11 protein-coding genes are annotated in these 9,638 nt (G+C 62.8%); 10 read left to right on the plus strand and 1 reads right to left on the minus strand.

Going from position 1 to position 9,638, the window contains the following annotated elements:
• Positions 1–163 precede the first annotated feature (163 nt).
• On the minus strand, positions 164–397 hold the full coding sequence (locus SLW74_RS24245) for a CopG family ribbon-helix-helix protein (RefSeq protein ID WP_410930365.1): 234 nt from the start codon (positions 395–397) through the stop codon (positions 164–166).
• Between the two features lie 271 nt (positions 398–668).
• On the opposite strand from SLW74_RS24245, the gene SLW74_RS24250 reads away from it, so the two are divergent.
• The 10 genes from SLW74_RS24250 (at position 669) to madM (ending at position 9,260) form a co-directional block, all read left to right on the plus strand.
• Positions 669–1,817 carry a Fic family protein gene (locus SLW74_RS24250; protein WP_410930366.1) on the plus strand — a complete coding sequence of 383 codons (1,149 nt, stop codon included), beginning with the start codon at positions 669–671 and terminating at the stop codon, positions 1,815–1,817.
• A 98-nt stretch (positions 1,818–1,915) separates the two neighbouring features.
• Positions 1,916–3,592, plus strand: coding sequence for a malonate decarboxylase subunit alpha (mdcA, locus tag SLW74_RS24255; protein ID WP_410930367.1), 1,677 nt, complete (start codon positions 1,916–1,918; stop codon positions 3,590–3,592).
• On the plus strand, positions 3,592–4,488 hold the full coding sequence (locus SLW74_RS24260; protein ID WP_410930368.1) for a triphosphoribosyl-dephospho-CoA synthase: 897 nt from the start codon (positions 3,592–3,594) through the stop codon (positions 4,486–4,488). The genes mdcA and SLW74_RS24260 overlap by 1 nt, the downstream gene beginning before the upstream one ends.
• A gap of 2 nt (positions 4,489–4,490) precedes the next feature.
• On the plus strand, positions 4,491–4,790 hold the full coding sequence (locus tag SLW74_RS24265; RefSeq protein ID WP_192135502.1) for a malonate decarboxylase subunit delta: 300 nt from the start codon (positions 4,491–4,493) through the stop codon (positions 4,788–4,790).
• Positions 4,783–5,634 (plus strand): biotin-independent malonate decarboxylase subunit beta, encoded by an 852-nt coding sequence (locus SLW74_RS24270; protein WP_410930369.1) that lies wholly within the window; start codon positions 4,783–4,785, stop codon positions 5,632–5,634. Before SLW74_RS24265 ends, SLW74_RS24270 begins: the two co-directional genes overlap by 8 nt.
• Complete coding sequence (mdcE, locus tag SLW74_RS24275) at positions 5,631–6,434, plus strand: biotin-independent malonate decarboxylase subunit gamma (RefSeq protein ID WP_410930370.1); 804 nt, start codon at positions 5,631–5,633, stop codon at positions 6,432–6,434. The genes SLW74_RS24270 and mdcE overlap by 4 nt, the downstream gene beginning before the upstream one ends.
• Complete coding sequence (locus SLW74_RS24280) at positions 6,428–7,060, plus strand: malonate decarboxylase holo-ACP synthase (protein WP_410930371.1); 633 nt, start codon at positions 6,428–6,430, stop codon at positions 7,058–7,060. The genes mdcE and SLW74_RS24280 overlap by 7 nt, the downstream gene beginning before the upstream one ends.
• Positions 7,057–7,992, plus strand: coding sequence for a malonate decarboxylase subunit epsilon (gene mdcH, locus SLW74_RS24285; protein ID WP_410930372.1), 936 nt, complete (start codon positions 7,057–7,059; stop codon positions 7,990–7,992). Before SLW74_RS24280 ends, mdcH begins: the two co-directional genes overlap by 4 nt.
• Before the next feature lie 67 nt (positions 7,993–8,059).
• Complete coding sequence (gene madL, locus SLW74_RS24290; RefSeq protein ID WP_065991198.1) at positions 8,060–8,494, plus strand: malonate transporter subunit MadL; 435 nt, start codon at positions 8,060–8,062, stop codon at positions 8,492–8,494.
• Between the two features lies 1 nt (position 8,495).
• The gene (madM, locus tag SLW74_RS24295; RefSeq protein ID WP_410930373.1) at positions 8,496–9,260 is read left to right on the plus strand and encodes a malonate transporter subunit MadM; all 765 of its coding nucleotides are present in this window, start codon (positions 8,496–8,498) and stop codon (positions 9,258–9,260) included.
• The last annotated feature ends 378 nt before the right edge of the window (positions 9,261–9,638 follow it).

Consider the following 9,638-nt stretch of genomic DNA (forward strand, 5'->3'; position numbering starts at 1 on the left):
CCCTTGTGGGAGTGAGCTTGCTCACGAAGACTGCATTTCAGCTGCTGGAGATTTAGCGACCGTCCTGGCCTCTTCGCGAGCAAGCTCGCTCCCACAATTTGATCTCCTGCGTGCTCAACTTGTGTCTGTCCGAAGGATTCAGGAGTTGCCAGCGGAAGCCGGCTCAGATCAGGCTGAAGTGTTTCGCTTTCACAGATTCAATGTCGGTGAGGTTCCCTGCATCGGCATCCGCTATGCCGTCAGAGATAGCGTGCATCTGGCGCATCTCGGCCTCGAGGTAGCGGCTCAGTGCTTGCTGAAGGTGATATTGCCGATCACGCCCAGTGGCGCCGGCCAACTGGTCAAGTGTTTGTACTGTTTCTTCATCGGCTTGAAATGACAGGACAGTCGATGACATGAGATCTCCGGGCGCTTGAAAGGCATATATGTCGCTCTCAAAGGTAGGAGTCTGGGTCGGAAAAGGCAATTCAGGCGGTCGCGGCATCGGGATCAGACTTCAAATTTGTGAAGCAGACAGTTTAATCAGTCAAAAAGGGTCGACTGCGGTACATATATACCGCTTTCCTCCCAAATCCCTCCTAGACGCTGAGCCGAATAAAACGCATATTCGGCTCATGCAGTGAGCCGAATAAGATCGCTAATCGGCTCGCACTCCTCCGAGGCGTCCGGTGAAACAGTCAGCAAAATGGATTTGGCAACACCCCAAATGGCCTTCCTTTTCCTGGGACGTTGAGCCGTTGGCGCCGCTGTTGCGGGCCTGCAACCAGGCGCAGGGTCAGTTATTGGGGATGATTGGCGCGTCAGGCGCTGGCGCGAATGTTGAGCGCGAGCTGGACGCTTTGCTGCAGAACGTCATCACCTCATCGGCCATTGAGGGTGAGCAACTCAATGTGGAGTCGGTGCGTTCTTCGCTGGCCAAGCGGCTCGGGCTCGCCAGCGATGAACGGGTGACTGCCCGAAGCGAAGGTCTTGCGGAGCTGATGCTGGACGCCACTCAACAACACGATGGGCTGCTGACGGCTGAACGGCTAATGCACTGGCATCGCTTGTTGTTCCCCGAGACGAGCACGCTGACGGCAAACCCCATCCAGGTTGGAGCGCTTAGAGGCCCCGAGCCCATGCAAGTCGTGTCCGGGCGCATCGACCGTCCCGTGGTGCATTTCGAGGCGCCCCCGCCTGAAGCGCTGGAGAAAAAGCTCGACGACTTTTTCTATTGGTTCAACAGCAGCCGCGCCGACCCTACCCTCGATCCGCTAATCCGCGCGGGCATCGCGCATTTCTGGTTCGTGACGCTGCACCCGTTCGACGATGGCAACGGACGTTTGACCCGCGCAATCACTGATCTGGCCATGGCCCAAGGCGAACATCAGGCCATACGCTTTTACGCCATGTCCGCGAGCATCCTCGCCCGCCGTCAGGACTATTACCGGATTCTGGAGGCGACCCAGCGCGGCGGCCTGAACATCACTGAATGGCTCGTCTGGTTTTTACAGACCTTGCTCCACACGCTTGAGCAGGCCATGCAACGTATCGAGCGAGTGCTGGCGAAGGAGAGATTCTGGCAAGCCCATCGGGATGACGGGCTGTCTCCCGAGCAGACCAAGGTGCTTAATCGGTTGTTGAATGGCGACCTGCTGTCGGAGAAGCCGGACGCGGGTTTTACCGGGGGCATAAGCGCCGCTCAATACCAGGCCGTTGCCAAAGTCAGCAAAGCTACCGCCACCCGGCATCTTCAAGACCTGCTGGAAAAAGGTTGTCTGGTTAAACTCCCCGGCGGCGGGCGCAGCACCTGTTATCAGATCAACTGGCCCGCCTGATCATTACTCTGACCGTAACGATCGCGCCAGTTGCTTGATTGATGCCGCACCTGAACCCCTCCTAATCTGCCCCACGACAGCGAACTCGTGGAGTCAGCATGACCACAACAACGAAACTTGACCCGCGCTGGTCGCGTCGTCGCACTGAGAAACTGCGACGGCTAGACCTGGTGCGTTCCTTCGTCGATGGCGTTGTACTGCCGACCGACAAGATTGTCGCGGCGCTTGAGGCGTTGATTGCGCCGGGCGATCGCGTGGTGCTGGAAGGCAATAACCAGAAGCAGGCGGATTTCCTTTCGCGCTCACTGGTGAAGGCCGATCCCGCCAAGCTCCACGACCTGCACATGATCATGCCCAGCGTCGGCCGGGCCGAGCATCTGGACCTGTTCGAACGCGGCATCGCCCGCAAGCTGGACTTCTCGTTCGCCGGTACCCAAAGCTTGCGGATCAGCCAGTTGCTGGAAGACGGCCTGCTGGAAATCGGCGCGATTCATACGTACATCGAGCTGTACTCCCGTCTGCTGGTCGACCTGATCCCTAACGTCGTGCTTTCGGCCGGCTTCATGGCTGACCGCGCCGGCAACATCTACACCGGCGCCAGCACCGAAGACACCCCCGCCCTGATCGAACCGGCCGCGTTCAGCGATGGCATCGTCATCGTGCAGGTCAACCAGTTGGTGGATGACGTCAGCGACCTGCCTCGCGTGGACATCCCGGCATCATGGGTCGACTTCGTGGTCGTCGCCGACAAGCCGTTCTACATCGAGCCGCTGTTCACCCGCGACCCGCGCCACATCAAACCGGTGCATGTGCTGATGGCGATGATGGCGATTCGCGGGATCTACGAAAAACACAACGTCCAATCTCTTAATCACGGCATCGGCTTCAACACCGCGGCGATCGAACTGATCCTGCCGACCTACGGCGAATCCCTGGGTCTGAAGGGCAAGATCTGCCGCAATTGGACGCTCAATCCACACCCGACGCTGATCCCCGCCATCGAAAGCGGATGGGTCGAAAGCGTGCATTGCTTCGGCACCGAACTGGGCATGGAAAATTACATTGCCGCGCGGCCCGACGTGTTCTTCACCGGCCACGATGGCTCCATGCGCTCCAACCGAATGATGTGCCAACTGGCCGGGCAGTACGCCGTTGACCTGTTCATCGGCGCCACGCTGCAAGTCGACGGCGACGGCCATTCCTCCACCGTTACGCGCGGGCGCCTCGCCGGCTTCGGTGGCGCGCCGAACATGGGTCACGACCCGCGCGGCCGGCGTCACGCCACGCCCGCCTGGCTGGACATGCGCCAGCAGAGCGGTGACGGGCCGGACGCCTATCTTGAACGCGGCAAGAAGCTCGTCGTGCAAATGGTCGAGACTTTCCAGGAGGGCGGCAAACCCACTTTCGTCGAGACGCTGGACGCTGTCGAAGTCGCGAAAAAGAGCGGCATGCCCCTGGCGCCGATCATGATCTACGGCGACGACGTCACCCATCTGTTGACCGAAGAAGGCATCGCCTATCTGTACAAGGCGCGAACGCTGGAAGAGCGTCAGGCCATGATTGCCGCCGTGGCGGGGGTGACCTCCATCGGCCTGCGCCACAACCCGAAAGACACCGCCCGCATGCGCCGTGAAGGGCTGATTGCGCTGCCTGAGGATTTGGGCATTCGCCGCACCGACGCCAGCCGCGAACTGCTCGCCGCCAAGAGCATCGCCGAGCTGGTGGAATGGTCCGGCGGTTTGTACAACCCGCCTGCGAAATTCAGGAGTTGGTGATGCGCGCACTCAACGTAGCTTTCGATGCCTTCGATGCAGCGCCCGGTTCGGCCTCGCTGGCTGAGCGCCTGGCTGATCTGGCCGTGGATGCACTGATCGACGAAGCCGACCTGTCGCCAAAACCGGCGCTGGTCGATCGCCGCAGCAGTGGCGCCCACACCGATCTGCACTTGGGTCTGATGCACGCATCAGCGCTCTCGCTGTGGCCCGCGTTCAAGCAAATGGCCGACGCCGCCATCGCCATCGGCGAGCTCAACCCGGCACTGCGGGAAACCATCGGCCGCCTCGGTCGCGAGGGTGAAGCCGTGATGATGCGCACCACCAATGGGGTGAACACCCACCGTGGCGCGATCTGGGCATTGGGTTTGCTGGTTACCGCTGCAGCGCTGGACCCCGATGATCTCTCTCCGGAAGGGCTGTGCCAACGCGCGGGCCATCTGGCATTGATCGACGATCGTCATCAGGGCGAGAGTCAGAGCCATGGCCAGGCCGTTGCGCAAAAATACGGCGCAATGGGCGCCCGGGAGCAAGCGCAAGCGGGTTTCCCTGCCGTGACTCAAACCGGCTTGCCGCAACTCCTCCGCAGCCGCGCCGCCGGGCATGGCGAGCAGAACGCGCGACTCGATGCACTGCTGGCGATCATGACCACGCTGTCCGATACCTGCGTGCTGTATCGCGCCGGTGAAGCAGGCCTGCACGCCATGCAACACGGTGCGCAGCAGGTCCTGGACGCCGGCGGCAGCGCGACCCTCAGCGGCCGTCGCGCGCTGAATCAGCTGGATCAACAACTGCTGAGCCTGAACGCCTCTCCCGGCGGCGCTGCCGACTTGCTAGCCGCTTGCCTGTTTATTGATCGCCTGGAGCCTGCGCTCGGCGATGCAACGAGGAACGTCTGATCATGGAAACCCTGTCTTTTGAATTCCCCGCCGGGCAGCCGCCATTAGGTCGCGCGCTGGTGGGTTGTGTCGGTTCGGGTGATCTGGAAGTGCTCCTGGAACCGGGTCAGCCGGGCAAGCTGACGATCCAGGTGCTGACGTCGGTCAGCGGCAGTTCGGCGCGCTGGGAAAATCTCTTCCAGCGCATGTTCGACGGCCAGACGCCACCGGCCATGAGCATCGACATCCATGATTTCGGCGCCACGCCGGGCGTGGTTCGGCTGCGCCTGGAGCAAGGTTTCGAGGAGGTCGGCCATGACTGACAGCACGCGGCTTCTGCAGCAGCACAGCTTCGTCGAACTCGGCGCCCGGCAACGCGCTCGCGCACTGCTGGACAACGGCAGTTTTCGTGAGCTGATCGATCCCTTCGAGCGTCTGGTTTCCCCTTGGCTGGCCAAGCAGGGCGTCGTGCCCCAGGCCGACGATGGCGTGGTAATCGCCAAAGGCACGATTGAGGGCAAGCCGGTGGTGATCTGCGCCATCGAAGGCGGCTTTCAAGGCGGCAGCATGGGCGAAGTCGGCGGCGCGAAAATGGCCGGCGCGCTGGAACTGGCCGCCGAAGACAATCGCAAGGGCATTCCCACCGCAGCCGTTCTGCTGCTGGAAACCGGGGGCGTGCGCTTGCAGGAAGCCAACCTCGGGCTGGCGGCCATTGCCGACATTCACGCCGCCATTGTTGACCTGCGTCGCTATCAGCCGGTGATCGGCGTAGTGGCGGGCAGCGTCGGCTGCTTTGGCGGCATGTCGATTGCGGCGGGTTTGTGCAGTTATCTGGTCGTCACCCAGGAGGCGCGTCTGGGCCTGAACGGTCCGCAAGTCATCGAGCAGGAAGCCGGCATCGAAGAATACGATTCCCGCGACCGGCCCTTCATCTGGAGCCTGACCGGGGGCGAGCAACGTTTTGCCAGCGGTCTGGTGGACGCCTTTGTCGCCGACGACATCAGCGCCATTCAGCAACAGGTGCAGGCGTTGTTGCACAAGGGCAAGCCCGAGCAGGAACGCAGCAGTCGTTACGCGTTTTTCCTCGAACGTCTGGCCCAAGTGGACACGGCCCGGCAGATAGAGCCCGCTGCCGTGCGCACTGCCTATCAAGGAGACCGGTCATGAGTGCTTACTCCCATCGTGGATTGAACTGGTTCAACGCGCTGGCCGCGAACGCCGCTGAAGTGGCGGGGCTGCCGGCATCGGTCAAAGCGGCTGACGGTACGCTGGGTGATCGTCCTGCGCGATTCCTGGCGGTGGTCGCTGACCCTGCCAACCGCTTTCCCCGCGCACAAAACGGCGAAGTCGGTTTGCTTGAAGGATGGGGTCTGGCCCAGGCCGTTGACGGCGCCATCGAGCTGGATCGGCACAGCGACATCAAGCGCACGCTGATTGCGATCATCGACGTGCCGAGTCAGGCCTATGGCCGCCGCGAGGAAGCGTTGGGCATTCACCAGGCGCTGGCCGGTGCCGTTGACGCCTATGCGCGGGCCCGACTGGCCGGGCATCCGGTGATCGGGCTGCTGGTGGGCAAGGCGATGTCCGGCGCGTTCCTCGCCCACGGTTATCAGGCCAATCGGCTGATTGCCCTGCGCGATCCGGGCGTCATGGTTCACGCCATGGGCAAGGCTTCTGCGGCGCGGGTGACGCTGCGCAGCGTCGAAGAACTGGAAAAACTCGCTGCCAGCGTGCCGCCGATGGCCTACGACATCGACAGCTATGCCAGCCTCGGTTTGCTCTGGGAAACCCTGTCGGTCAGTGAGATTGAGCAGCCAACGGCGTCGGATCTCACCCTGGTTCAGGACTGTCTGATTGCAGCGATTAAAGACACCCTGGCCGGGGCCAATGACCTGAGTACACGCCTGGGCGCGCCGAACCGTGCGGCGTCGTCGAAAGTGCGCGAGCTGTTGCGGGCGCAGTGGTGATGAGCACTTTTCAGCCGGTGCTGCCCCACGATCTGTTGTGGGGCTTGTCGGCGGCTGCGTTGCCGATCGACGCACCGGCCTGGGCGTTTGAAGCCGTTGGCCTGGGTCATCCGGTGGTGGTGCGCCGCGCCCGTGTCGCGGCCGGCCTGGTGGCGGTGGGTGTGCGGGGGCGCTCGCGGGATCAGCGCTACGCCACTCGCATGAAGCTCGACGATGTGCAACGGCGCGTGCGGCCTGAAGAGTTGATCGTCATGACGCCTGACGCTGATTGGCCGGCGTTGCGCGCCTTGCAGCAGATCCGTCCCGTGATGAATGCGCTCGGCCTGCCATGGGGCGTAGCGGGTGGCGCCGGTTTTGAGCTGGCGAGTGGCGTGCCGGTGCTGCACGCGGGCAGCGACCTTGATCTGATATTGCGCACGCCTCAATTTTTTGATCGCCAGCACGCCGCTCGTTTGGTCGAGCAGCTTGCCAGCGCGGTGTGCCGCATCGACCTTCAGCTTCAAACCCCGGTTGGTGCCGTAGCGCTGCGCGAATGGGCAGGACCGTCACGCCAGGTGCTGCTCAAAGCCGAAGACGGCGCGCGGCTTGTGGATAAACAGTGGCTGGCGCAGGCGGTTGCGGCATGAGCAGCTTCTGGGCGTTTCCCGGCCAGGGCGCGCAACAGCCGGGCATGCTCCATGGGCTGCCGGAGCACCCCTTGGTCCCGCAGTGCCTGGCGGAAGCGAGCGCTGCATTGAGCGAGGACGTCCTGACGCTGGACACCGCCCCCGCGCTGCAATCGACGCGAGCCGTTCAGCTGTGTTTGTTGATCGCCGGCGTCGCCTGTGCGCGCGTGCTGATGGCCGATGGAAACTCCCCTGACATGGTCGCGGGCTTGTCCATTGGCGCTTATCCCGCAGCGGTCATCGCGGGGGCTCTGGATTTTTCGGATGCCGTGCGTCTGGTGGCGCTGCGGGGTGAGCTGATGCAAAGCGCTTATCCACAGGGCTACGGCATGACCGCGCTGATCGGGCTTGACCAACCCACGGTCGAAAGCCTGATCGCTCACATTCACAGTGTTGAGACGCCGGTCTATCTGGCCAATATCAACGCCGATAACCAGTTCGTCATTGCCGGGCGAGACGAGGCCATGGCGGCTGTCGCTGCGCTTGCAAAAGAGCAGGGCGCTGCGGCGGCCAAGCGGCTGGCGGTCAGCGTGCCGTCCCATTGCGAGCTGCTGGCTGAACCTGCGCGCGCGCTCGCCGAAGCGTTTTCCCGGGTAGCGGTGAAAGCACCGACGCTGAAATACCTCAGCGGCAGCACCGCGCGGCCGATGCTCAGCGCCGACAAGGTCCGTGACGATCTGGCGTTCAACTTGTGCCGTGTCATCGACTGGCGCAGCACGGTGCAAACCGCGTACGAGCGCGGCGCACGCCTGCACATCGAACTGCCGCCGGGTACCGTGCTTACCGGTCTGGCACGCCGCGTCTTCGAACAAGGATCGGCCGTCGCTTTCCAGGGCGCCCGGCTGGACACGCTCAGCGCGCTGTCGCGAGAGGAGGAACGCCGCCACTCATAAACCGACTGCTGCTTTCGAAGGAACACAAAAACAACAACTTCGACGATGCAATTTGAGGATTAGAACAATGGTGATTTATGGCGTGGCGTTACTCGCAATCTGCACCCTCGCGGGGGTGATTCTCGGTGATCTGCTCGGCGTGCTGCTGGGCGTCAAATCAAACGTGGGCGGCGTCGGGATCGCGATGATCCTGTTGATCTGCGCACGACTGTTCATGCAAAAGCGCGGCGGCATGAGCGAAGGCTGTGAAATGGGCGTCGGCTTCTGGGGCGCCATGTATATCCCGGTCGTCGTGGCCATGGCCGCTCAGCAAAACGTTGTGACCGCGCTCAAGGGCGGGCCGATCGCGGTCATCGCGGCGGTGGTGTCGGTGGTGGTCTGCGGCTGCACGATTGCCGTCATTAGCCGCATCAATAAGGGCGAGCCGCTGCCCAAAGAGGACGAACTGGCGAATCCGCTCCCGGTGATCGCGCCGACTGTTTCCCCAGCAGGAGGCCGCTGATATGTGGGAGCTCATTCAGAAAGACCTGATCAGTCAGGGCCTGGTCACCGCGTTTGCGGTCGTGGGCGTGGTGATGTGGATTTCGGTGGTGCTGTCCAAGCGACTGACGTTCGGGCGCATTCATGGTTCGGCCATTGCGATCGTCATCGGCCTGGTCCTGGCGTGGGTGGGCGGCACGATGACCGGCGGCCAGAAAGGGCTGGCGGACCTGGCGCTGTTCTCCGGAATCGGCCTGATGGGCGGGTCGATGCTGCGTGATTTTGCCATCGTCGCCACGGCCTTCGAAGTGCAGGCCACCGAAGCGAAAAAAGCTGGCTGGGTCGGCGCGTTCTCGCTGCTGCTCGGCACGTTGCTGCCGTTCATCGTCGGTTGCTGCGTGGCGTATGCCTTCGGCTATCGCGACGCCGTGAGCATCACCACCATTGGCGCGGGCGCAGTGACCTACATCGTCGGGCCGGTGACCGGTGCAGCGTTGGGCGCGAGCTCGGACGTGATGGCGCTGTCGATCGCGACCGGTCTGATCAAAGCCATTCTGGTGATGGTCGGCACCCCGATGGCCGCGCGCGGGATGGGGTTGGATAACCCGCGCTCCGCGATGGTCTTCGGCGGTCTGGCCGGCACCGTGAGCGGCGTGACAGCCGGGCTCGCGGCGACGGATCGACGGCTGGTGCCTTACGGCGCGCTGACGGCGACCTTCCACACCGGGCTCGGCTGTCTGCTGGGGCCGTCGCTGCTGTACTTCATCGTGCGCGGGATTCTGGGCTGAGGCTTTAGGATGCGCGGTGTTCAGCAACATGCTGCCGCTGCGCGCCTGATTGCAGATCTACCTGCGAGCGTCGGAATCATGTGAGCGAGCTTGCTCGCGAAGGCTTGCATTCAACCTGCAGAGAAAGCGCTGAACGCCCCGGCCTCTTCGTGAGCAAGCTCACCCCCACAAGTCCTACGACTCGCCCGAGATATCAAATTGACCGAGATCCTGTGGGAGCGAGCTTGCTCGCGAAGGCTGCATTCAGCCTGCAGAGAAATTGGCTGCACGCCCCGGCCTCTTCGTGAGCAAGCTCACCCCCACAAGTCCTACGACTCGCCCGAGATATCAAATTGACCGAGATCCTGTGGGAGCGAGCTTGCTCGCGAAGGCTGCATT

It is taken from the genome of Pseudomonas sp. W5-36 (assembly GCF_046540455.1).
GTDB lineage: Bacteria > Pseudomonadota > Gammaproteobacteria > Pseudomonadales > Pseudomonadaceae > Aquipseudomonas > Aquipseudomonas graminis_B.

Bases quoted from the DNA above. Each gene is read 5' to 3' on its own strand.
- SLW74_RS24245 (WP_410930365.1), bottom strand. From the start codon at position 397: ATGTCATCGACTGTCCTGTCATTTCAAGCCGATGAAGAAACAGTACAA.
- madL (WP_065991198.1), top strand. From the start codon at position 8,060: ATGGTGATTTATGGCGTGGCGTTACTCGCAATCTGCACCCTCGCGGGG.
- SLW74_RS24265 (WP_192135502.1), top strand. From the start codon at position 4,491: ATGGAAACCCTGTCTTTTGAATTCCCCGCCGGGCAGCCGCCATTAGGT.
- SLW74_RS24260 (WP_410930368.1), top strand. From the start codon at position 3,592: ATGCGCGCACTCAACGTAGCTTTCGATGCCTTCGATGCAGCGCCCGGT.
- madM (WP_410930373.1), top strand. From the start codon at position 8,496: ATGTGGGAGCTCATTCAGAAAGACCTGATCAGTCAGGGCCTGGTCACC.
- mdcA (WP_410930367.1), top strand. From the start codon at position 1,916: ATGACCACAACAACGAAACTTGACCCGCGCTGGTCGCGTCGTCGCACT.
- mdcH (WP_410930372.1), top strand. From the start codon at position 7,057: ATGAGCAGCTTCTGGGCGTTTCCCGGCCAGGGCGCGCAACAGCCGGGC.
- SLW74_RS24270 (WP_410930369.1), top strand. From the start codon at position 4,783: ATGACTGACAGCACGCGGCTTCTGCAGCAGCACAGCTTCGTCGAACTC.
- mdcE (WP_410930370.1), top strand. From the start codon at position 5,631: ATGAGTGCTTACTCCCATCGTGGATTGAACTGGTTCAACGCGCTGGCC.